Origin of the sequence: Enterobacter sp. 120016, from assembly GCF_018383635.1 — a bacterium.
GTDB lineage: Bacteria > Pseudomonadota > Gammaproteobacteria > Enterobacterales > Enterobacteriaceae > Enterobacter > Enterobacter asburiae_D.
Window position 1 is genome coordinate 26,578 of the sequence record NZ_JAHAWC010000022.1, and the last position, 21,755, is coordinate 48,332.

Consider the following 21,755-nt stretch of genomic DNA (forward strand, 5'->3'; position numbering starts at 1 on the left):
ATGAGTCTGAAAGATAAAACACAATCCCTGTTTGCTGAGAAATTTGGCTACCCTGCCACCCACGTTATCCAGGCACCTGGCCGCGTTAACCTGATCGGTGAACACACCGACTATAACGACGGTTTCGTGCTGCCGTGCGCCATCGATTACCAGACCGTCATCAGCTGTGCGAAGCGCGACGACCGTAAGGTCCGCGTGATTGCGGCGGATTACGATAATGAGGCGGACGAGTTTTCCCTTGATGCCCCAATTGTGACGCACGACAGCCAGCAGTGGTCTAACTACGTGCGCGGCGTGGTGAAACACCTCCAGAAGCGTAACAAGAACTTTGGCGGCGCAGATTTAGTCATCAGCGGCAACGTGCCGCAGGGTGCGGGCTTAAGCTCCTCTGCGTCTCTGGAAGTCGCCGTGGGTACCGTGTTCCAGCAGCTTTATCATTTAGCGCTGGATGGGGCGCAAATCGCCCTGAACGGTCAGGAAGCTGAAAACCAGTTCGTGGGCTGTAACTGCGGCATTATGGACCAGCTGATCTCCGCGCTGGGCAAAAAAGAGCATGCCCTGTTAATTGATTGCCGCTCGCTGGGTACCAAAGCCGTTCCCCTGCCAAAAGGCGCGGCTGTGGTGATCGTCAACAGCAACTTTAAGCGCACGCTGGTGGGCAGCGAATACAACACCCGCCGCCAACAGTGCGAAACCGGCGCCCGCTTCTTCCAGCAGCCTGCCCTACGCGACGTAACGCTCAATGAATTTAACAAAGTGGCGCACGAGCTTGATCCGGTCGTCGCCAAACGCGTTCGTCACGTGCTGACGGAAAATGCCCGTACCGTCGAAGCCGCGTCCGCGCTGGCGAAAGGCGATCTGAAACGCATGGGTGAGCTGATGGCGGAATCGCACGCCTCCATGCGCGATGATTTTGAAATCACCGTTCCGCAGATCGACACCCTGGTGGACATCGTCAAAGCCACCATCGGCGACAAAGGTGGCGTGCGCATGACGGGCGGCGGCTTTGGCGGCTGTATCGTTGCGCTGGTGCCTGAAGAGCTGGTGCCTGCCGTACAGGACGCCGTGGCGAAGCAGTACGAAGCAAAAACGGGTATCAAGGAAACCTTCTATGTTTGCAAAGCATCACAAGGAGCCGGACAGTGCTAAACGAAACACCTACCCTTGCACCGGATGGTCTGCCGTATCGCCTGTTAACCCTGCGCAACAGCGCGGGGATGGTCGTTACGGTGATGGACTGGGGGGCAACCCTTCTTTCTGCCCGCGTAGCGATGCCGGACGGCAGCGTGCGTGAAACTCTGCTCGGCTGCGCCTCGCCTGAGCAGTACGTCAATCAGTCCGCCTATCTGGGCGCGTCCGTTGGGCGCTATGCTAACCGCATCGCGAAGAGCCGTTTTGAGCTCGACGGCGTGCAGTACACCCTGCTTCCAAGCCAGGGGGAGAACCAGCTGCACGGCGGACCGGACGGGTTTGATAAACGCCGCTGGAAGATTGTTCGTCAAAACGACGGGGAAGTGCTGTTCTCGCTGGATTCACCTGATGGCGATCAGGGCTTCCCGGGGAACCTTACCGCGTCCGCGCGCTTTACGCTTACCGACGACAGCCGTATCGCCATTGAATACCGTGCGACGGTCGACAAACCGTGTCCAGTCAACCTGACCAACCACGCGTACTTTAATCTGGACGGTAACCAGTGCGACGTGCGTGAGCACAAGCTGCAGATCCTGGCGGATGCATATCTGCCGGTTGACGAGATGGGCATTCCGCATCAGGGCCTCAAAGACGTGAGCGGCACCAGCTTTGACTTCCGCAGCGCGAAAACCATCGCCCAGGATTTCCTGAGCGATGACGATCAGCGTAAGGTGAAAGGCTACGATCACGCTTTCCTGCTGCAGGCCAAAGGCGATGTGAAACAACCTGCCGCGCAGGTCTGGTCTGCGGATGAGAAGCTGCAGATGACGGTTTATACCACCGCCCCTGCCCTGCAGTTTTACTCAGGCAACTACCTCGGCGGCACGACGGCGCGCGAACACGATGAGTACAGCGACTGGCAAGGCCTGGCGCTGGAGAGCGAGTTCTTGCCGGACAGCCCGAACCATCCGGAATGGCCACAGCCGGACTGCGTGCTGCGCCCGGGTGAAGAGTACGTGAGCGTCACCGAGTATCATTTCACTCCGCGCGCTTAACGCCCGGCGGCGCTACGCTTGCGCGGGCCTACGATTCCTGGCCCGATAAGCGAAGCGCCATCCGGCAAAAAACGCCAGCCCTCACAACGAGGGCTTTTTTCTGCGCGCCTTGCTGAAAATAGCGCCGATCGCAGACAAAATCATAACCCTGGATTCACAAGCATCTTACACTCAGAGACTATTTTCGCTATGGTTAGGGTTAAGCGTTGCTGGTGGCACCGCCACGGCAATATAATGAGAATTGTTATCATTCTAAAAATGCTTGAGGAGTAAGAGATGGCTATTACTAAGCTGGTCCTGGTGCGTCACGGCGAAAGCCAGTGGAACAACGAAAACCGCTTTACCGGTTGGTACGACGTTGATCTGTCTGAGAAAGGCGTAAGCGAAGCAAAAGCAGCAGGTAAACTGCTGAAGGAAGAAGGCTTCAGCTTTGATTTTGCTTACACCTCTGTGCTGAAACGTGCCATCCACACCCTGTGGAACGTGCTGGACGAACTGGATCAGGCCTGGCTGCCGGTTGAGAAGTCCTGGAAACTGAACGAACGTCACTACGGTGCGCTGCAGGGCCTGAACAAAGCGGAAACCGCTGAGAAATATGGCGACGAGCAGGTTAAACAGTGGCGTCGCGGCTTCGCAATCACCCCACCAGAGCTGACCAAAGATGACGAGCGCTACCCGGGCCACGACCCGCGTTACGCGAAGCTGACCGACGCTGAGCTGCCAACCACCGAGAGCCTGGCGCTGACCATCGACCGCGTTGTGCCTTACTGGAACGAAACCATTCTGCCACGCCTGAAAAGCGGCGAGCGCGTGATCATCGCTGCTCACGGTAACTCCCTGCGCGCGCTGGTGAAATACCTGGACAACATGGGTGAAGACGAAATTCTCGAACTGAACATCCCAACTGGCGTACCGCTGGTGTATGAGTTCGACGAAAACTTCAAGCCAATCAAACACTACTATCTGGGTAACGCAGAAGAGATCGCGGCGAAAGCAGCGGCTGTCGCGAACCAGGGTAAAGCGAAGTAATTTTCGCCAGACATAAAAAAAGCGCGGAGCCTTCCGCGCTTTTTTATTTGTGCATTCGAATTAACCGCGACGCGCTTTTACCGCATTCGCCAGCTGACGCAGGATGGTGTCGGTATCGTCCCAGCCAATGCAGGCATCGGTCACGCTTTTGCCATACACCAGCGGTTCGCTGCCTTCCAGGTTCTGGTTACCTTCAACCAGATGGCTTTCGATCATCACCCCAATCACCGCCTTCTCACCGCCGGCAATCTGCTGACATACGTCGGCACCCACTTCCATCTGCTTTTTAAACTGCTTGCTGGAGTTGGCATGGCTGAAATCGATCATCACCTGTGCTGGCAGCCCGGCTTTTTCCAGCCCGACCTTTACTTCCGCCACGTGTTTCGCGCTGTAGTTTGGCTCTTTGCCGCCGCGCAGAATGATATGGCAGTCGCCGTTGCCGCTGGTGTTAACGATGGCGGAATGACCCCATTTGGTCACCGACAGGAAGCAGTGCGGCGCGCCCGCTGCGTTGATGGCATCAATAGCTACCTTCATCGTGCCGTCAGTGCCGTTTTTGAAACCCACCGGGCAAGAGAGACCGGACGCCAGCTCGCGGTGCACCTGAGATTCTGTTGTGCGGGCACCAATTGCGCCCCAGCTCATCAGGTCTGCCAGGTATTGTGGCGTAATCATGTCCAGGAATTCACCGGCCGCTGGCAGGCCGCTGTCGTTGATCTCCAGCAGCAACTTGCGCGCAATGCGCAGACCGTCGTTGATCTGGAAGCTGTTATCCATATGCGGATCGTTAATCAGCCCTTTCCAGCCCACGGTGGTGCGCGGTTTTTCAAAATAGACGCGCATCACGATTTCAAGCTCGTCCTTCAGCTCTTCACGGAGGGTGAGCAGACGGGCTGCGTACTCTTTCGCGGCTGCAGGATCGTGAATGGAGCACGGGCCAATCACCACCAGAAGACGATCGTCATTACCTTTCAGGATCTTATGGATCGCTTTACGAGCATGAGAAACCGTGTTTGCGGCATTTTCAGTGGCGGGGAATTTCTCAAGGAGCGCTACAGGAGGTAATAACTCATTGATCTCTTTAATGCGTAAATCGTCGTTCTGATAATTCATTTTCTTTCCAGCTCTGCCATATCTTTAGTAATGAAAGCAATCCTTTCAATCTATCTTGTCGACCAGGAAGTGTAAACACGGTTTTACACTTCACGCAGATAATTCCTGGAATTCGCCTAAAAATCGCCACAAAATAGCGAAAAATGAGATCTAACCTAAGCTTTTTAACTGTAACAACCAATTTTACACGCTTAAACGCGATTCCCTACTGACGTAAGTCCGTAAGGCGGAATCTTTCGCCTCTGAAAAAGATGCACTGTTGGAGAATGTTATCCAGCGTAACGACAAGAACAGGAGCACCATGATGAAAATGACAAAACTGGCAACCCTCTTCCTGACCGCCACACTCACTCTGGCCAGCGGCAGCGTCCTGGCCGCGGAAACGGGCACATCAGACAGCAACGGGGATGCGAATGCGGCTGCGGCAGCAGGCCAGCCTGCCCCTGATGCGAAACAGAATATTGCCCCGAATAATGTCGACAACAGCCAGATCAATACCGGCAACACCAACACCGGCGGCACGATGCTGCATCCTAACGGCAGCGGTTCCGGCACCATGAATCATGACAATATGAGTTCGGATGAGGTTCATAAGAACTCGATGTGTAAGGACGGCAAATGCCCCGATCCTAATGACAAAGTAGGAAACGACGCGAATACTAAAACCGACGGCACCACCCAATAACTGGTTGTGATCGGGAAGAAAAAGGAGAGCTCTGGCTCTCCTTTCTTTTTGGAGTAACCTATTAAAAACGCTACACTAAAAACAATAACACATCAGGAAAGCAGACATGGCGCACTCCCATTCCCACTCACACTCTCCCGGCAACGACAACGCTAAACGACTAATGCTGGCCTTTGGCGTCACGGCAACGTTTATGGTTATCGAGGTCATTGGCGGCCTGATATCCGGCTCTCTGGCGCTTCTGGCTGATGCCGGACACATGCTGACCGATGCCGCAGCGCTGCTCTTCGCCCTGCTGGCGGTGCAGTTTGCGCGTCGTCCTCCGAATGCGCGCCATACCTTCGGCTGGCTGAGGCTGACAACCCTGGCCGCGTTTGTTAACGCCATTGCGCTGGTGGTCATTACCGTTCTTATCGTCTGGGAGGCCGTACAGCGCTTCCGACACCCGCAGCCGATCGCCGGGGCGACAATGATGGTGATTGCCGTGGCCGGGCTGCTGGCAAATATCCTGGCCTTCTGGATTTTGCACCGCGGCAGCGGGGAGAAGAACCTCAACGTACGCGCCGCGGCTCTGCATGTTCTGGGTGATTTGCTCGGCTCCGTCGGGGCGATTGTCGCCGCGCTGGTGATCCTCTACACCGGCTGGACGCCTGTCGATCCAATTCTGTCCGTTCTGGTGTCGTGTCTGGTCCTGCGCAGCGCCTGGCGGCTGCTGAAGGAGAGCGTGAATGAGCTGCTTGAAGGGGCACCGGCATCAATGGATATTGACGAGCTGAAGCGCAACCTGCGCCGTTCAGTCCCGGAAGTACGCAACGTTCATCATGTTCACGTCTGGCTGGTGGGGGAGAAACCGGTCATGACGCTGCACGTCCAGGTGATCCCGCCTCACGACCACGATGCGCTGCTTGAACGCATCCAGCATTTTCTTGAACATCACTACGAAATTGGCCACGCCACCATCCAGATGGAGTATCAGCCCTGTAACGGGCCGGACTGCCACCTTAACGAGGCGCAGTCCGGACATTCAGATCATCACCACCACTAGCTGGAAAGCGCGTGAGAGCCTCGCTCACGCGCGCTGTTAATCCACATCCGGCTGCCGTTCAGCGCGATGAAGGTCAGCAGCAGATATTCCAGCGACATCGCATAGACGCCCTGCAGGGCGAAGATCGCCACGCTAATCACGTTGATGATGACCCACAGCAGCCAGTTCTCAACGTATTTACGGGTCATCAGGATCATCGCCGCAATCGACAGCACCATCATGCAGGAATCCCAGAACGGGAAGGCATCCGGCTGGAGGACAGGCATCGTCACGTTCAGGCCGAAACCGGACATGACCGAGACGGCAACGCGGGTCAGGAACGCAAACACCGGGTTGATATAGACGGTCATTAAGCCAATGGCGACCACGCAGGCGACAAACCAGGCGATGGCTTTCGGCAAGGGCAGCCAGCGGATCTGCAGCTCTGCCTCCTGCTGGCTGTTCTGACGCGACCACGCGTACCAGCCGTAGATATTGGCGGCGAAGAAGAACAGCTGCAAAAGCAGGCTGGCGTACAGCTGGATCTGGAAGAAGATAATCGCAAACAGCGTAACGTTAATCAGCCCGAACGCATAGTTGCTAATTTTCTCCAGGCTTGCCAGCCAGATACAGAGTAACCCCGCCAGCGTGCCAACTGCCTCAATCCATGACAGGTCATAGCCACCTGCACCAATCGGTATATGAACCAGAATGTTCTGCGTGCTAAAAAAATCCATCTTTTCCCCGGGGCGTTGTGAATTAAGTACGTAGTGTAGCCGCAAAATCCAGCATGCGGTTAAGCGGAATCAACGCACCTTCACGCAGAGCGGCATCCACATGGATTTCATGTGCTGCACCGCCTGTCTCGAGCCCTTCGGCAATGGCCTTCAGGCCGTTCATCGCCATCCACGGGCAATGCGCACAGCTGCGACACGTTGCGCCCTCACCCGCCGTTGGCGCTTCAAGGAGCTCTTTCTCCGGCACGGCCTGCTGCATCTTATAGAAGATACCGCGATCGGTCGCCACGATGAGCTGCTTGTGAGGCAACGTCCTGGCCGCGTTGATAAGCTGGCTGGTTGAGCCCACAGCATCCGCCATGTCGACTATCGCCTGCGGTGATTCAGGGTGAACAAGGATCGCGGCGCCAGGATAAAGTGCCTTCATGCGCGCCAGCGCCTGGGTTTTGAATTCGTCGTGCACAATGCAGGCGCCCTGCCAGCAGAGAACGTCAGCCCCCGTCTGCTTCTGGACATAATTTCCAAGATGACGGTCAGGCGCCCAGATAATCTTCTCACCCAGGCTGTCCAGATGTTCAATCAGCTCAACGGCGATGCTGGAGGTGACAACCCAGTCTGCGCGCGCTTTTACCGCCGCAGAGGTGTTGGCGTAAACTACCACGGTCCGGTCAGGGTGGGCGTCACAGAAGGCCGTGAATTCGTCAATCGGGCAGCCGAGATCCAGCGAACACTCCGCGTTAAGCGTCGGCATCAGAATGGTTTTTTCTGGGCTCAGGATCTTTGCCGTTTCCCCCATAAAACGCACGCCAGCAACCAGCAGCGTGGAAGCGGGATGTCTTGCACCGAAGCGTGCCATCTCAAGTGAGTCAGAAATACAGCCCCCGGTCTCTTCCGCCAGCTGCTGAATTTCCGGGTCGGTGTAGTAATGGGCCACCATCACCGCATCTCGTTCTTTGAGAAGACGTTTGATCTTCTCGCGATAGAATTGCTTTTCATCCAGGCTCAGCGGGACAGGCTTGGGCGGAAACGGATAGATTGCAGCTTCAGGATCAAACATCACACTCATTATGGCTTCTCGTTTTACGGGCTTAACAATATTGCCTTTCTTTTGCATGACATAGCAAAACGCATGGCAATTGTGTTTTGTATACTAAACAAGATAGCGAATATGAGCGGAAAAGTCACCGGAAATAGGTGCGGAAAGCATTTGTCGGGTGGCGGCTTCGCCTTACCCGACCTACAAAAACTGCAGATAGCAAAAAGGCGCCTTTAGGGCGCCTTTCTACACTGGTGGGTCGTGCAGGATTCGAACCTGCGACCAATTGATTAAAAGTCAACTGCTCTACCAACTGAGCTAACGACCCCTTGCGGGATTTTTTTCTTCGAAGTGGTGGGTCGTGCAGGATTCGAACCTGCGACCAATTGATTAAAAGTCAACTGCTCTACCAACTGAGCTAACGACCCATTCGGGTGCTGACTTCGAAGATTTTTACTCGGTACCACCGGAGAGTGGTGGGTCGTGCAGGATTCGAACCTGCGACCAATTGATTAAAAGTCAACTGCTCTACCAACTGAGCTAACGACCCGAGTGGTGGGTGATGACGGGCTCGAACCGCCGACCCCCTCCGTGTAAAGGAGATGCTCTACCAACTGAGCTAATCACCCACTCTGTACTGCCGGTATGCGTTAAGTGGTGGGTCGTGCAGGATTCGAACCTGCGACCAATTGATTAAAAGTCAACTGCTCTACCAACTGAGCTAACGACCCACTTTTACGCTGTTTTCACGTTGTTTGATATCCCGTGGCAACGGCGGCATATATTACTGATTTAAGAATTCAGCGCAACAAAAATTTCGATGAAGATCACTTAACTGCTTACGAATCATGCTGCACGACCAGAAATAACGCGATTTCTGGTCATGCGGTAATCATCCCATCGAATTCAGACGTTTTTGCGCCTGCTTAGCACCTTCGGTACCCGGGAATTTAGAGACCACCTGCTGATAAACCGCTTTGGCTTTCGCAGTGTCGCCTTTGTCCTGCATGATGACGCCCACTTTGTACATCGCATCAGGCGCTTTTGGCGATTTCGGGTAATTTTTTACCACGGAGGCAAAATAAAACGCCGCATCGTCCTTTTTACCCTTGTTGTAATTCAGCTGACCGAGCCAGTAATTCGCATTTGGCTGATAAGTGGAATCAGGGTATTTCTTAACAAAGTTCTGAAACGCAGCAAGCGCGTCATCCTGACGAGATTGATCCTGCACCAGGGCAATGGCCGCGTTGTAGTCCGTATTCGCGTCACCGCTCTGTACAGGCGCCCCTGATGAAGCAGAAGCATCCGCAGCCGGAGCTGATGTCGCCGCACCGCTCTGATCGCCTGCGGCTGGCTGTGCTTGTGCAGCTGCACCACCGCTGCTCAGGCTATCCATCTGCAGCAAAATCTGCTTCTGACGTTCCACAACCTGGTTCAACTGATACTGGCTTTCCTGAATCTGGCCGCGGAGAGCGTCAATATCGCTTTGGTTATCAGAGAGCTGTTGCTGGAGTTGGGTTAAAAGCTGGCTGTGAGCGTTAGAAATACGCTCGAGTTGAGTGACCCGGTCTTCTACCGAGCCTGAGCCGACACTACTGATTGGTGCCTGAGCAAAAGCGGCCCAGGGGGCCGCTATTCCAACCAGTAACGACAGACTCAACAGATGATGTCTGAAGTTACTGCTCATGCAATTCTCTTAGTAAACCAGTACGGCACGACGGTTTTTGGAGTAAGCCGCTTCGTCGTGACCCAGTACTGCAGGTTTTTCTTTACCGTAAGAAACGATGGAGATCTGGTCAGCAGAAACGCCTTTACCCTGCAGGTACATTTTAACAGCGTTAGCACGACGTTCACCCAGGGAGATGTTGTACTCTGGAGTACCACGTTCGTCCGCGTGACCTTCTACGGTGACTTTGTAAGATGGGTTGCTACGCAGGAAGTTAGCGTGCGCATCCAGCATCGCAGCGAAGTCAGAACGGATGTCGTATTTATCCAGATCGAAGTAAACGATGTTGTTCTGCTGCAGCTGCTGCATCTGAAGACGCGCTTGCTCTTCAGAAGACATGTTGCCATTGCCGTTCGCGTCCATACCGGTGCCGGCACCCATCATGCCTTCGCCGCTCTGGTCATTGCTTGCGTTCTTGTTAGAAGAACACGCTGCGATTGCCATTACAGGCAGAGCGATCATCAGCCCCTTCAGCACTTTGTTCAGTTGCATTTCTATGATTCCTTTAGTAATCAATTAATTATTATTTACAGATACGGCGACCAGGCAGGTGATTTTACCTGTCCATCAGTTGCCGGAATACGCGCTTTGAAACGCCCATCTGTAGAAACCAGATTCAGCACAGATCCCATCCCCTGAGAAGAGCTGTAGATTACCATCGTGCCGTTAGGTGCCAGACTTGGCGTTTCATCCAGGAACGTTGACGACAGAACTTGAACGCCACCCGCTACCAGATCTTGTTTGGCAATGTGCTGCTGCCCACCGTTGGAGCTCACCATTACCATAAATTTACCGTCGCTGCTCACGTCTGAGTTCTGGTTCTGCGAACCTTCCCAGGTAATACGTTGCGGAGCACCGCCGTTGATGTTGACTTTATAGATTTGCGGACGGCCAGCCTGGTCAGAGGTAAACGCCAGGTTTTGACTGTCCGGGAACCATGAAGGTTCGGTGTTGTTGCTGCGACCGTCGGTCACCTGACGGATCTGGCCAGAGCCAATGTCCATCACGTACAGGTTCAGGCTACCGGTTTTTGACAGCGCAAAGGCCAGTTTAGACCCGTCCGGTGAGAACGAAGGCGCACCATTGTGACGTGGGAAAGATGCAACCTGACGAACAGCACCGTTTGCCAGCGTCTGGATAACCAGCGCTGAACGGCCGCTTTCGAAGGTCACATAGGCCAGTTTAGAACCGTCCGGAGACCAGGCTGGAGACATCAGCGGCTGTGAAGAACGTTTCACCAGGAACTGGTTGTAGCCGTCGTAGTCAGATACGCGCAGCTCATATGGGAACTGACCACCGTTGGTCTGCACCACATAAGCAATACGGGTACGGAACGCCCCTTTAATACCGGTCAGTTTTTCAAATACCGCGTCGCTGGCAGCGTGTGCCGCGTAGCGCAGGTACTGCTTAGTGACCTTGTAAGAGTTCTGTGCCAGAACGGTACCCGGTGCACCGCCGGTATCCACCAGCTGCCACGCCACGTTGTAAGAGCCGTCCGGGTTAGGTGTAACCTGCCCCACCACCACGGCATCAATACCCAGTGCAGACCATGCTGCAGGCTGTACTTCCTGCGCGCTACCCGGCTGCTGAGGCAGACGAGAACGATCTAACGGGTTGAATTTACCGCTGTTACGCAGGTCAGCCGCCACGATGCCACCGGCATCTTCAGGTGCAGCGCCAGGACCGGCCCACTGGAACGGGACAACACCGATTGGGCGTGCCGAGTCCACCCCCTGGGTGATCTCGATACGTACTTCTGCGTGCAGTACTGCTGCCCACAGCATTAAAAAACCAAATGCTACACGTAATGCCTGCTTCATCATATCTCCCTTATCCGGGTAACCTTACCCACGATAATTTAGCAGAATGTTAACAAACTCAAATAGACAAAACTACCAGAACCCTGTGACTAAACCTGGTCTATTTTTCCCCGTTTGCACGGGGAAAATGTAACTTAAGGTTTGAAGTCCAGCGGCGCATTTTTAAAGACTTCGTAAACGGCCTGAGACGGCGGTTTAGGCATCTTCGCCTGACGCGCTGCAGCCAGGGCCGCAGTACATAAAGCCGGGTCGCCACCTTCAGACTTAATATCCAGCAGCATGCCGTCCGGAGCCAGTTTTATACGCAACGTACACGTTTTACCGGTATAGGAAGACGCATCATAGAATCGGCTTTCAATAGCGGATTTAATCTGCGCGGCATAACCGTTGATTTCAGCCCCGCTCGCACCGTTACTCTTAGTGTTACCACTTCCGGTCGGCGCTGCGTTGTTTCCTTTCGCCCCACCGCCCGCTTTCGGTGCATTCTTACCGGAGCTCAAATCGCCCAGCAGATCGTCAACCCCTGCGGCAGCAGCAGCTTTTTCAGCGGCTGCAGCCTTCTTCGCAGCGGCTTTTTCAGCTGCTGCTTTCTTATCGGCAGCGGCCTTCTCAGCTGCAGCTTTTTTATCAGCAGCGGCTTTTTCTGCGGCGGCTGCTTTTTCTGCTGCCGCTTTCTCAGCAGCAGCCGCTTTCTTAGCGGCCTCGGCAGCAGCTTTCTTCTCTGCGTCCTGAGCGGCTTTCTTCGCGGCTTCGGCTTCCGCTTTCTTCTGAGCATCAGCAGCAGCTTTCTTCGCAGCTTCCGCTTCGGCTTTCTTCTGAGCATCGGCAGCGGCTTTCTTCGCCGCTTCCGCTTCAGCTTTCTTCTGGGCATCAGCCGCGGCTTTCTTCGCAGCTTCTGCTTCAGCTTTCTTCTGAGCATCTGCAGCGGCTTTCTTCGCCGCTTCTGCCGCTAATTTTGCCTGGGCATCAGCCTGTGCTTTCGCGTCCGCTGCGGCTTTTGCTGCCGCCTCTTCCGCCTGCTTTTGCTGTTCCTGGGCTTTCTTCGCGGCCTCTTCGGCTTGTTTCTGCTGCTCCGCCTGCTCTTTTGCGGCTTCCTGCGCCTGCAAACGTTCTTTCTCAAGCTGCTTCAGACGCTCCTGCTCTGCGGCCTGCTTTTCACGCAGTTCTTCCGCCTGCTGTTGCGACTGTTTTTCACGCTGCTCTTCAGCCCGTTTGGCACTCGCCTTCTGCTGCTGTTCGCGATTATAGTTCTGTACTACCGCACCGGGATCCACCATCACGGCGTCAATGGAAGACCCTCCACCGCCGCCGGCTGATGCATCAATATGCTCGTCGAACGAACTCCAGATCAGCGCTGCAAAGAGAATAACGTGCAGCACTGCGGAGACGATTATCGCTCGCTTAAGCTTGTCGTTCTGTTCGGTTGCCTTTGACACTATCGGTTCCCAAAAACTACGCGGATGATCAAATAGGTTGGGTCATTAAGCCAACTGACTTAACACCCGCACTATGTAGCAAGTTCAGCGCTTTAATAATTTCATCGTAGGGTACGTCTTTCGCGCCACCGATTAAGAAGACCGTTTTCGGATTTGACTCCAGGCGACGCTGCGCTTCAGCAATCACCTGCTCAGGCGGCAGCTGATCCATACGATCTTTCTCGACCACGACGCTGTATTGCCCTACGCCGGAAACCTCAATGATAACCGGAGGATCGTCATTGGTGCTCACCGCCTGTGATTCTGTCGCATCCGGCAGATCGACTTCCACGCTCTGGGTAATGATTGGCGCTGTCGCCATAAAGATAAGCAGCAGTACCAACAGGACGTCCAGCAGTGGAACGATATTGATTTCGGACTTGAGCTCGCGACGACCTCGTCCACGCGATCTGGCCATGGTTTACCCCTTGTTGCTCTCGGTGCTGGTAAACGCCTGACGGTGCAGAATCGCAGTGAACTCTTCCATAAAGTTGTCGTAGTTCAGTTCCAGTTTGTTCACGCGCTGGTTCAGACGGTTGTAAGCCATAACCGCCGGAATTGCCGCAAACAGACCGATAGCGGTCGCAATCAGTGCTTCAGCGATACCCGGTGCAACCATCTGCAACGTCGCCTGCTTCACCGCGCCCAGCGCGATAAAGGCGTGCATGATCCCCCACACGGTACCAAACAGGCCGATATACGGGCTGATGGAACCGACAGTGCCGAGGAATGGAATGTGCGTTTCGAGATTTTCCAGCTCGCGGTTCATAGAGATGCGCATCGCACGCGAGGCACCTTCCACTACCGCTTCCGGCGCATGATTGTTTGCACGATGCAGACGGGCAAACTCTTTGAAACCGCTATAAAAAATTTGCTCGGAGCCTGTAAGGTTTTCACGGCGCCCCTGGCTTTCCTGATACAGACGAGAAAGCTCAATACCCGACCAGAACTTATCTTCAAAGGCTTCGGCTTCACGGCCAGCGGCATTGAGGATACGCGTTCTCTGGATGATGATGGCCCAGGATGCGATTGAAAAACCAATCAAAATCAACATGATAAGTTTAACCAGAAGGCTTGCCTTCAGGAACAAATCAAGGATATTCATGTCAGTCACTGCTTAAACTCCGCGACAATAGACTTAGGAAGCGCACGAGGCTTCATTATGGTTGGATCAACACAAACAATCAGTACTTCAGCTGAGTTCAGTACGGTATTCTCTGCGTTGACTATCCGCTGCGTGAAAACCAGTGAGGTCCCGCGCATTGATGTAATTTCAGTTTGGACTTCGAGCATATCGTCGAGTCTGGCAGGCGCAAAATACTCAAGCGTCATCTTGCGAACCACGAAGGCAACTCGCTCAGCCAACAGTACCTGTTGACTAAAGTGATGATGGCGCAGCATCTCTGTGCGTGCCCGTTCATAAAAAGCAACGTAGCTGGCGTGGTAAACCACACCACCGGCATCGGTATCTTCGTAATAGACACGAACCGGCCATCGAAACAGCGTTGTATTCACTTTACATCCCGGTAATGCAACAAAAGTTAATGCTTTTAAACTTCGCTACTATACGCGCGGGAAAGAGGGTTGGGAATGGGAGAAAGTAAACGGAGAGTAAATTTTTATGGGCTAGGGTAAGCCCATAACGTTAACGGACATTTCTTATTCAGAAGAAGAAGAAAATCAAACCGGCGAGAAGCACCAGATCGGCAATCAGCGGGCAAAAAATTCCCTGCCAGTGAACGGCTTTCGGACGAAAGCCCACGCCGTGGATCACACCTGCACACACCGCCCACATAATGAGGAATCCGTGCCAGATTTCAAGCTCGCTGGTTTTCGCTGCAAAGCGCGAAGGGTCCCAGAAGATACAACCTGCCAGCAGTAATGCCATCACTAAAGAAAGCGCCCGTAACGGGCGCTTATCCATTACCGCATATAACGTTGCGATAATATTCATTAGTGTTTTTCTTCACCCGCTTTGGTCGCTTCGACGTGCTCAAGCGCCAGGGCAGTGATGACACCAAATGCACAGGCAAGAAGCGTCCCTAAAATCCATGCGAAATACCACATATTCAGCTCCTTACTTAATACATAGAGTGGGTGTTGCTTTCGATATGTTCTTTCGTGATGCGACCGAACATTTTCCAGTAACACCAGGTGGTGTAGAGCAGGATAATCGGTACGAACACGCAAGCAACATACGTCATCAGGTTCAGCGTCAACTGGCTGGAGGTTGCATCCCACATGGTCAGGCTAGCATTCAGCATGGTGCTGGATGGCATGACGAATGGGAACATCGCAATACCCGCCGTCAGGATGATGCACGCCAGGGTCAGTGATGAGAACACGAACGCCAGAGCGCCTTTCTCCAGACGAGACGTCAACACGGTCAGCAGCGGCAGCAATACGCCCAGAGCCGGGATAGCCCACAGCGCAGGGGTATTGTTAAAGTTCACCAGCCATGCACCTGCCTGACGCGCCACTTCTTTGGTCAGCGGATTAGACGGCGCAGTATGGTTGATTGCAGACGTCACCACGTAGCCATCAATGCCGTACACCACCCACACACCGGCCAGCGCGAAGCAGACCAGCGTCACCAGTGCCGCAACCTGAGCAGTAGCACGGGAACGCAGATGCAGTTCGCCAACCGTACGCATCTGTAGGTAGGTTGCACCCTGAGTGATGATCATCGCCACGCTCACCACGCCTGCCAGCAGACCAAACGGGTTCAGCAGCTGGAAGAAGTTACCGGTGTAGTAAAGACGCATGTATTCGTCCAGGTGGAACGGTACGCCCTGCAGCAGGTTACCGAACGCCACGCCGATCACCAGCGGTGGAACGAAGCTACCGATGAAGATGCCCCAGTCCCACATGTTGCGCCAGCGGGTGTCTTCAATCTTAGAACGGTAGTCGAAACCGACCGGACGGAAGAACAAAGAGGCCAGCACCAGAATCATCGCCACGTAGAAACCGGAGAACGCAGCCGCGTAGACCATCGGCCAGGCAGCGAACAGCGCGCCGCCTGCGGTGATCAGCCACACCTGGTTACCGTCCCAGTGCGGGGCGATGGAGTTGATCATGATTCGACGCTCGGTGTCATTACGACCGAGGAAACGGGTGAGCATCCCCACCCCCATGTCGAAACCATCCGTGACGGCGAAACCGATCAGCAGAACGCCGATCAACAGCCACCAGATAAAACGCAATACTTCATAATCGATCATTTGATGACTCCTGTCTTAGCGTGCCGGCTGAGTAGTCGCGGTGGACTGCTCGTAGTGATAGCGACCGGTTTTCAGGCTGCTTGGGCCAAGGCGCGCGAACTTGAACATCAGGAACAGTTCAGCCACCAGGAACAGGGTGTACAGACCACAAATCAGCAGCATGGAGAAGATCAGGTCGCCCGCTGTCAGGGAAGAGTTCGCTACCGCCGTTGGCAGTACCTCACCAATCGCCCATGGCTGACGGCCATACTCCGCAACAAACCAGCCGGATTCGATAGCGATCCACGGCAGTGGAATGCCGTACAGCGCGGTGCGCAGCAGCCATTTTTTCTCGCCGATGCGGTTGCGAATCACGGACCAGAAGGACGCCGCAATGATCAGCAGCATGATGATGCCGCAGCCCACCATGATACGGAATGCGAAGTACAGTGGCGCAACGCGTGGAATCGAGTCTTTGGTGGCCATCTGGATCTGCGCTTCTGTCGCATCAGAAACGTTCGGGGTATAGCGTTTCAGGAGCAGACCGTAACCCAGATCTTTCTTCACGTCGTTGAACTGGTCGCGAACGGTCTGGTCGGTAGAACCGGCACGCAGCTGTTCCAGCAGCGAGTAGGCTTTCATACCGTTACGGATACGCTCTTCGTGCTGAACCATCAGCTCTTTCAGACCGGTCACCTGCTTATCAACAGAACGGGTGGCGATGATACCCAGCGCGTAAGGGATCTGAATAGCGAAGCGGTTTTCCTGCGCGTCCTGATCGGGAATACCGAACAGCGTAAAGGCAGCAGGCGCCGGTTGGGTTTCCCATTCGGCTTCGATGGCGGCCAGTTTGGTTTTCTGCACGTCACCCATTTCGTAACCGGATTCATCACCCAGAACGATAACAGAGAGGATTGCAGCCATACCGAAGCTTGCAGCGATAGCAAAGGAGCGCTTAGCAAACGCGAAGTCACGACCGCGCAGCATGTAGTAAGAACTGATACCCAGGATAAACATCGCGCCGCACACATAGCCAGAAGCGACGGTGTGAACGAATTTAACCTGCGCAACCGGGTTCAGGACCAGCTCGGCAAAGCTGACCATCTCCATACGCATGGTTTCGAAGTTGAAATCAGACGCGATAGGGTTCTGCATCCAGCCGTTCGCCACCAGGATCCACAGCGCGGACAGGTTCGAACCTAATGCCACCAGCCAGGTCACCGCCATATGCTGGACTTTACCCAGACGGTCCCAACCGAAGAAGAACAGACCTACAAAGGTGGATTCGAGGAAGAATGCCATCAGACCTTCAATGGCCAGCGGCGCACCGAAGATATCCCCTACATAGTGGGAATAGTAAGACCAGTTAGTCCCGAACTGGAACTCCATGGTCAAACCGGTTGCCACGCCCAGTGCAAAGTTGATACCAAACAACTTGCCCCAGAACTTGGTCATATCTTTATAAATCTGTTTGCCGGAGAGAACGTATACCGTTTCCATAATGGCCAGCAGGAACGCCATACCGAGCGTCAGTGGCACAAACAGGAAGTGGTACATCGCGGTCAAGGCAAACTGTAAGCGCGACAGTTCGACTATATCTAACATCATGACTCCTTGCTCATCGCATGAAGACTCCGAGAGTGAACCCCGTCAGAGAGAGATCCACACGCATGCCCCAATACAAATTATTCGCATCCTTGTCGTCGTTATTACCCTAAAGGAGGATAAAAACGATGACGTGAGGTTACAAATACGTTAATAAAAAACTCAAATTGATCCCGCAAATATAATACGCTGCAAAACCCTTACAATAAACAGGTTTTTATTGAATCACATTTACGTTTTTCGACGGTGATCAATTTATAGCAAAATTACCACTTTTCGGCCATTTTGATCGGGGACAATTTAGCGCCTTTTGATGGGTTTTTCCAAGGATTAAACATTGATTTAAATCAAAAACAATCCGTTATGTTAATTGTGTTTTGATGCGGTGAACATAGTAAAGACCATGTTAAAGATATGTATATAAAATACAATTAAGGTTATCGAATCGACGGGTGAATATAAACAGAAGTGATTTTTATTAACCTAGCAGTCTGAATGCCTCATTTATTCAGGACATAAATTTTAGTGGGTTTTTCGTTTTTTTCCATCTTCTCTCTTTAAGGTAAATAAATAACAATTATTTTACTTTTACACCCTCTCTAATTAACACCTATTTGTGACTATAGCATGACGTCCGGCAGGCAATAAAAAAGGCCGCTTTACAGCGGCCAACCATGTCGAAACGGACATTTTTATACTTCAACGCCCCCCTTTCGGGGAGCAGAGAGGACTTACTTAATGATGGATTTCAGTGCTTCGCCGATATCCGCCAGGCTGCGAACGGTTTTCACGCCTGCGGCTTCCAGCGCTGCGAATTTCTCATCAGCCGTACCTTTACCACCGGCGATGATCGCGCCTGCGTGACCCATACGCTTGCCTTTCGGCGCGGTCACACCCGCGATGTAACCCACAACCGGCTTGGTCACGTGTTCTTTGATGTAAGCAGCCGCTTCTTCTTCCGCGCTACCACCGATCTCACCGATCATTACGATCGCTTCGGTCTGTGGATCTTCCTGGAACAGCTTCAGGATGTCGATGAAGTTAGAGCCCGGGATCGGGTCACCGCCGATGCCCACGCAGGTGGACTGGCCGAAGCCGTAGTCGGTAGTCTGCTTAACGGCTTCATAGGTCAGGGTACCGGAACGGGACACGATGCCCACTTTGCCCGGCTTGTGAATGTGGCCCGGCATGATGCCGATTTTGCATTCGCCCGGAGTGATAACGCCTGGGCAGTTCGGGCCGATCATGCGCACGCCTGCTTCATCCAGCTTCACCTTCACGGTCAGCATATCCAGCGTCGGAATGCCTTCAGTGATGGTGATGATCAGCTTGATGCCTGCATCGATCGCTTCCAGAATGGAGTCTTTGCAGAACGGAGCCGGAACGTAGATCACGGTCGCGGTTGCGCCCGTCGCTTCTACCGCTTCACGCACGGTGTTGAACACCGGCAGGCCCAGGTGCGTGGTGCCGCCTTTACCTGGCGTTACGCCGCCAACCATCTGCGTGCCGTAGGCAATCGCCTGTTCGGAGTGGAAAGTCCCCTGGCTACCGGTGAAGCCCTGGCAGATAACCTTGGTATCTTTATTAATTAAAACTGACATTATTTCCCCTCCACTGCGGCAACAACCTGCTGAGCTGCATCCGTCAGACTTTTCGCTGCAATAATATTCAGGCCGCTGTCAGCCAGTTTTTTCGCGCCGAGTTCAGCGTTGTTACCTTCCAGACGCACAACAACCGGAACGTTAACACCCACTTCTTCTACCGCACCGATGATACCGTCGGCGATCAGGTCGCAACGGACGATGCCGCCGAAGATGTTCACCAGAACGGCCTTCACGTTGTCGTCAGAGAGGATGATTTTGAACGCTTCGGTTACGCGCTCTTTGGTTGCGCCACCGCCTACGTCGAGGAAGTTTGCTGGCTCACCGCCGTGCAGCTTAACGATGTCCATGGTGCCCATTGCCAGGCCCGCACCGTTAACCATACAGCCGATGTTACCGTCCAGCGCCACGTAGTTCAGCTCCCACTGTGCAGCCTGCGCTTCACGCGGGTCTTCCTGAGACTGATCGCGCATTTCGCGCAGATCGGACTGGCGGAACAGCGCGTTGCCGTCAGCGCCCAGCTTACCGTCGAGGCAGATCAGGTCGCCCTGGGTGGTGATCACCAGCGGGTTGATCTCGATCAGCGCCAGGTCGCGCTCCAGGAAGATGTTCGCCAGACCCATGAAGATCTTGGTGAACTGCTGAACCAGCTTGCCTTCCAGACCCAGTTTGAACGCCAGCTCGCGACCCTGGTAAGGCATTGGGCCCGCCAGCGGATCGATTGCCACTTTGTGGATCAGGTGCGGGGTCTCTTCCGCCACTTTTTCGATTTCCACGCCGCCTTCGGTAGACGCCATGAACACCACGCGACGGGAGCTACGGTCAACAACCGCGCCCAGGTACAGTTCTTTCGCGATGTCGGTCGCCGCTTCAACCAGGATCTGGTTAACCGGCTGGCCGTTCGCGTCTGTCTGGTACGTTACCAGACGCTTGCCGAGCCAATGTTCAGCAAACGCACGAATCTCTTCTTTGCTCTTAACAACCTTCACACCGCCCGCTTTACCACGGCCGCCAGCGTGAACCTGACACTTAACTACCCACGGGCCGGCACCGATTTTAGATGCAGCTTCTTCTGCTTCACGCGGGGTAGTACAGGCATAACCCACCGGAGCCGGTAAGCCATACCGGGCAAACAGCTGTTTGGCCTGATATTCATGTAAGTTCATGTGTTCTATCCATCCTTCAGGGTAATCGTTATCTTCAAACCTGTAGACCGGCGCAGTCTGTGTGCCGGATGGCGCTACGCTTATCCGGCCTACAGGGCAGGTGATGCTAAATAGTCACTAGACGTCCAGCAGCAGACGCGTTGGATCTTCCAGCAGCTCTTTAATCGCGACCAGGAAGCCCACGGACTCGCGGCCGTCGATCAGGCGGTGGTCGTAAGAGAGCGCCAGGTACATCATTGGCAGGATCTCAACTTTACCGTCTACCGCCATCGGGCGATCTTTAATGGCATGCATACCCAGGATCGCGCTCTGCGGCGGGTTAATGATCGGGGTAGACATCAGCGAGCCGAATACGCCGCCGTTGGTAATGGTGAAGTTACCGCCGGTCAGATCGTCTACGGTCAGCTTGCCGTCGCGGCCTTTAACAGCCAGCTCTTTAATATTTTTCTCGATGTCAGCCATACCCAGGGTATCCACATCGCGCAGAACCGGCGTTACCAGACCACGTGGGGTAGAAACCGCCATGCTGACGTCGAAATAGTTGTGGTAAACCACGTCATCGCCATCAATAGACGCGTTCACTTCCGGGTAGCGTTTCAGCGCTTCAACTACCGCTTTCACGTAGAAGGACATAAAGCCCAGACGGATACCGTGACGTTTTTCAAACGCGTCACCGTACTGCTTACGCAGGTCCATGATTGGCTTCATGTTCACTTCGTTGAAGGTGGTCAGCATCGCGGTGGAGTTTTTCGCCTCCAGCAGACGCTCGGCCACGCGCTTACGCAGACGAGTCATTGGCACGCGTTTTTCGCTGCGGGCGCCCAGAGCAGGCTGTGCTGCCGGTGCCGCCGCAGGGGCTTTCGCTTCTGCCTGAGCAGGCGCTTTCGCCAGGTGCTTGTCGATGTCTTCGCGGGTCAGACGACCGCCCACACCGGTACCTTTGATGGCCGCCGGGTCAAGGCTGTGCTCAGCCAGCAGGCGACGGATCGCCGGGCTGAGGGCGTCGTTAGACTGTTCTTCCAGAGAGGCCTGCTGGCGCTGAGCCGGCGTAGAGGCTTTCTCTTCAGATTTCGCGCTGGACTCTTTGCCCGCGCTGTTGCCTTCACGCAGGCGACCCAGGATCTGACGAGAGGTAACGGTGGTACCTTCATCTTCCAGCACCGCGTCCAGAACGCCATCCGCCGAAGCCGGTACTTCCAGTACCACTTTGTCAGTTTCGATTTCTACCAGCACTTCATCGCGCTTAACGGCATCGCCTGGTTTTTTGTGCCAGGTAGCGACGGTCGCATCTGCTACGGATTCAGGCAGGTCGGGAACAAGAATATCTACGCTACTCATTTTGTATCCTTTAA

22 protein-coding genes and 5 tRNA genes are annotated in these 21,755 nt (G+C 54.2%); 5 read left to right on the forward strand and 22 right to left on the reverse strand.

Features of this window, described 5'->3' with window-relative positions; genetic code table 11:
• The 3 genes from galK (at position 1) to gpmA (ending at position 3,215) form a co-directional block, all read left to right on the forward strand.
• On the forward strand, positions 1–1,149 hold the full coding sequence (gene galK, locus KIF87_RS21075) for a galactokinase (RefSeq protein WP_213330556.1): 1,149 nt from the start codon (positions 1–3) through the stop codon (positions 1,147–1,149).
• Entirely contained in the window at positions 1,143–2,186 is a 1,044-nt protein-coding gene (gene galM, locus KIF87_RS21080) for a galactose-1-epimerase (RefSeq protein WP_213330558.1), read from the forward strand. Before galK ends, galM begins: the two co-directional genes overlap by 7 nt.
• Before the next feature lie 276 nt (positions 2,187–2,462).
• On the forward strand, positions 2,463–3,215 hold the full coding sequence (gpmA, locus tag KIF87_RS21085; protein ID WP_023310804.1) for a 2,3-diphosphoglycerate-dependent phosphoglycerate mutase: 753 nt from the start codon (positions 2,463–2,465) through the stop codon (positions 3,213–3,215).
• Between the two features lie 60 nt (positions 3,216–3,275).
• On the opposite strand, the gene aroG is transcribed toward gpmA, so the two are convergent.
• Positions 3,276–4,328 carry a 3-deoxy-7-phosphoheptulonate synthase AroG gene (aroG, locus tag KIF87_RS21090; protein ID WP_213330559.1) on the reverse strand — a complete coding sequence of 351 codons (1,053 nt, stop codon included), beginning with the start codon at positions 4,326–4,328 and terminating at the stop codon, positions 3,276–3,278.
• Positions 4,329–4,632: 304 nt separating this feature from the next.
• Between aroG and KIF87_RS21095 the strand changes: the two genes are divergently transcribed.
• Both KIF87_RS21095 and zitB read left to right on the forward strand, forming a co-directional pair.
• Complete coding sequence (locus KIF87_RS21095; RefSeq protein ID WP_032661161.1) at positions 4,633–5,013, forward strand: protein YbgS; 381 nt, start codon at positions 4,633–4,635, stop codon at positions 5,011–5,013.
• A 106-nt stretch (positions 5,014–5,119) separates the two neighbouring features.
• Positions 5,120–6,058 (forward strand): CDF family zinc transporter ZitB, encoded by a 939-nt coding sequence (gene zitB, locus KIF87_RS21100; RefSeq protein ID WP_213330561.1) that lies wholly within the window; start codon positions 5,120–5,122, stop codon positions 6,056–6,058.
• Here the strand turns inward: zitB and pnuC are convergent.
• From pnuC to odhB, 21 genes are all read right to left on the reverse strand, one after another.
• Positions 6,055–6,774 (reverse strand): nicotinamide riboside transporter PnuC, encoded by a 720-nt coding sequence (pnuC, locus tag KIF87_RS21105; RefSeq protein WP_213330563.1) that lies wholly within the window; start codon positions 6,772–6,774, stop codon positions 6,055–6,057. The two genes, zitB and pnuC, sit on opposite strands and share 4 nt — an antisense overlap.
• A gap of 22 nt (positions 6,775–6,796) precedes the next feature.
• A complete protein-coding gene (gene nadA / locus KIF87_RS21110; protein ID WP_121425434.1) occupies positions 6,797–7,840 on the reverse strand; it encodes a quinolinate synthase NadA in 1,044 nt (347 codons plus the stop codon).
• 222 nt (positions 7,841–8,062) lie between these two features.
• Positions 8,063–8,138, reverse strand: a tRNA-Lys gene (locus tag KIF87_RS21115).
• Positions 8,139–8,162: 24 nt separating this feature from the next.
• Positions 8,163–8,238 (reverse strand) — tRNA-Lys (locus tag KIF87_RS21120).
• Positions 8,239–8,284: 46 nt separating this feature from the next.
• Positions 8,285–8,360 (reverse strand) — tRNA-Lys (locus KIF87_RS21125).
• A gap of 3 nt (positions 8,361–8,363) precedes the next feature.
• Positions 8,364–8,439: transfer RNA gene (locus KIF87_RS21130), tRNA-Val, on the reverse strand.
• Between the two features lie 26 nt (positions 8,440–8,465).
• A tRNA-Lys gene (locus KIF87_RS21135) sits at positions 8,466–8,541 on the reverse strand.
• Between the two features lie 161 nt (positions 8,542–8,702).
• The gene (gene cpoB, locus KIF87_RS21140; protein ID WP_213330565.1) at positions 8,703–9,497 is read right to left on the reverse strand and encodes a cell division protein CpoB; all 795 of its coding nucleotides are present in this window, start codon (positions 9,495–9,497) and stop codon (positions 8,703–8,705) included.
• A 9-nt stretch (positions 9,498–9,506) separates the two neighbouring features.
• Positions 9,507–10,028, reverse strand: coding sequence for a peptidoglycan-associated lipoprotein Pal (gene pal / locus KIF87_RS21145; RefSeq protein WP_003858578.1), 522 nt, complete (start codon positions 10,026–10,028; stop codon positions 9,507–9,509).
• A gap of 35 nt (positions 10,029–10,063) precedes the next feature.
• A complete protein-coding gene (gene tolB / locus KIF87_RS21150; RefSeq protein WP_032649508.1) occupies positions 10,064–11,356 on the reverse strand; it encodes a Tol-Pal system beta propeller repeat protein TolB in 1,293 nt (430 codons plus the stop codon).
• 134 nt (positions 11,357–11,490) lie between these two features.
• Positions 11,491–12,792 (reverse strand): cell envelope integrity protein TolA, encoded by a 1,302-nt coding sequence (tolA, locus tag KIF87_RS21155; RefSeq protein WP_159513669.1) that lies wholly within the window; start codon positions 12,790–12,792, stop codon positions 11,491–11,493.
• A 28-nt stretch (positions 12,793–12,820) separates the two neighbouring features.
• Positions 12,821–13,249 (reverse strand): colicin uptake protein TolR, encoded by a 429-nt coding sequence (tolR, locus tag KIF87_RS21160; protein WP_003858589.1) that lies wholly within the window; start codon positions 13,247–13,249, stop codon positions 12,821–12,823.
• Positions 13,250–13,252: 3 nt separating this feature from the next.
• Complete coding sequence (gene tolQ, locus KIF87_RS21165; RefSeq protein WP_008501101.1) at positions 13,253–13,945, reverse strand: Tol-Pal system protein TolQ; 693 nt, start codon at positions 13,943–13,945, stop codon at positions 13,253–13,255.
• Positions 13,942–14,346: a tol-pal system-associated acyl-CoA thioesterase gene (gene ybgC, locus KIF87_RS21170; RefSeq protein ID WP_003858593.1), complete on the reverse strand. Its 405-nt coding sequence runs from the start codon at positions 14,344–14,346 to the stop codon at positions 13,942–13,944. The genes tolQ and ybgC overlap by 4 nt, the downstream gene beginning before the upstream one ends.
• 148 nt (positions 14,347–14,494) lie before the next feature.
• Positions 14,495–14,785: a cyd operon protein YbgE gene (gene ybgE, locus KIF87_RS21175; RefSeq protein ID WP_010428735.1), complete on the reverse strand. Its 291-nt coding sequence runs from the start codon at positions 14,783–14,785 to the stop codon at positions 14,495–14,497.
• Complete coding sequence (gene cydX / locus KIF87_RS21180) at positions 14,785–14,898, reverse strand: cytochrome bd-I oxidase subunit CydX (protein WP_003858598.1); 114 nt, start codon at positions 14,896–14,898, stop codon at positions 14,785–14,787. The genes ybgE and cydX overlap by 1 nt, the downstream gene beginning before the upstream one ends.
• A 14-nt stretch (positions 14,899–14,912) precedes the next feature.
• Positions 14,913–16,052 (reverse strand): cytochrome d ubiquinol oxidase subunit II, encoded by a 1,140-nt coding sequence (gene cydB / locus KIF87_RS21185; protein ID WP_213330567.1) that lies wholly within the window; start codon positions 16,050–16,052, stop codon positions 14,913–14,915.
• 15 nt (positions 16,053–16,067) lie between these two features.
• Positions 16,068–17,636, reverse strand: coding sequence for a cytochrome ubiquinol oxidase subunit I (cydA, locus tag KIF87_RS21190; protein ID WP_213330573.1), 1,569 nt, complete (start codon positions 17,634–17,636; stop codon positions 16,068–16,070).
• 731 nt (positions 17,637–18,367) lie between these two features.
• On the reverse strand, positions 18,368–19,237 hold the full coding sequence (sucD, locus tag KIF87_RS21195) for a succinate--CoA ligase subunit alpha (RefSeq protein ID WP_008501094.1): 870 nt from the start codon (positions 19,235–19,237) through the stop codon (positions 18,368–18,370).
• Positions 19,237–20,403: an ADP-forming succinate--CoA ligase subunit beta gene (sucC, locus tag KIF87_RS21200; protein WP_047347067.1), complete on the reverse strand. Its 1,167-nt coding sequence runs from the start codon at positions 20,401–20,403 to the stop codon at positions 19,237–19,239. Before sucC ends, sucD begins: the two co-directional genes overlap by 1 nt.
• 117 nt (positions 20,404–20,520) lie before the next feature.
• Positions 20,521–21,741 (reverse strand): 2-oxoglutarate dehydrogenase complex dihydrolipoyllysine-residue succinyltransferase, encoded by a 1,221-nt coding sequence (gene odhB, locus KIF87_RS21205; protein WP_008501093.1) that lies wholly within the window; start codon positions 21,739–21,741, stop codon positions 20,521–20,523.
• Between the last annotated feature and the right edge of the window lie 14 nt (positions 21,742–21,755).

Coding starts and splice junctions, on each gene's coding strand:
- cydX (WP_003858598.1), bottom strand. CDS start 14,898: ATGTGGTATTTCGCATGGATTTTAGGGACGCTTCTTGCCTGTGCATTT.
- sucD (WP_008501094.1), bottom strand. CDS start 19,237: ATGTCAGTTTTAATTAATAAAGATACCAAGGTTATCTGCCAGGGCTTC.
- nadA (WP_121425434.1), bottom strand. CDS start 7,840: ATGAGTGTGATGTTTGATCCTGAAGCTGCAATCTATCCGTTTCCGCCC.
- ybgE (WP_010428735.1), bottom strand. CDS start 14,785: ATGAATATTATCGCAACGTTATATGCGGTAATGGATAAGCGCCCGTTA.
- galK (WP_213330556.1), top strand. CDS start 1: ATGAGTCTGAAAGATAAAACACAATCCCTGTTTGCTGAGAAATTTGGC.
- aroG (WP_213330559.1), bottom strand. CDS start 4,328: ATGAATTATCAGAACGACGATTTACGCATTAAAGAGATCAATGAGTTA.
- pnuC (WP_213330563.1), bottom strand. CDS start 6,774: ATGGATTTTTTTAGCACGCAGAACATTCTGGTTCATATACCGATTGGT.
- gpmA (WP_023310804.1), top strand. CDS start 2,463: ATGGCTATTACTAAGCTGGTCCTGGTGCGTCACGGCGAAAGCCAGTGG.
- odhB (WP_008501093.1), bottom strand. CDS start 21,741: ATGAGTAGCGTAGATATTCTTGTTCCCGACCTGCCTGAATCCGTAGCA.
- cydB (WP_213330567.1), bottom strand. CDS start 16,052: ATGATCGATTATGAAGTATTGCGTTTTATCTGGTGGCTGTTGATCGGC.
- sucC (WP_047347067.1), bottom strand. CDS start 20,403: ATGAACTTACATGAATATCAGGCCAAACAGCTGTTTGCCCGGTATGGC.
- KIF87_RS21095 (WP_032661161.1), top strand. CDS start 4,633: ATGAAAATGACAAAACTGGCAACCCTCTTCCTGACCGCCACACTCACT.
- cydA (WP_213330573.1), bottom strand. CDS start 17,636: ATGTTAGATATAGTCGAACTGTCGCGCTTACAGTTTGCCTTGACCGCG.
- zitB (WP_213330561.1), top strand. CDS start 5,120: ATGGCGCACTCCCATTCCCACTCACACTCTCCCGGCAACGACAACGCT.
- tolB (WP_032649508.1), bottom strand. CDS start 11,356: ATGAAGCAGGCATTACGTGTAGCATTTGGTTTTTTAATGCTGTGGGCA.
- tolR (WP_003858589.1), bottom strand. CDS start 13,249: ATGGCCAGATCGCGTGGACGAGGTCGTCGCGAGCTCAAGTCCGAAATC.
- cpoB (WP_213330565.1), bottom strand. CDS start 9,497: ATGAGCAGTAACTTCAGACATCATCTGTTGAGTCTGTCGTTACTGGTT.
- pal (WP_003858578.1), bottom strand. CDS start 10,028: ATGCAACTGAACAAAGTGCTGAAGGGGCTGATGATCGCTCTGCCTGTA.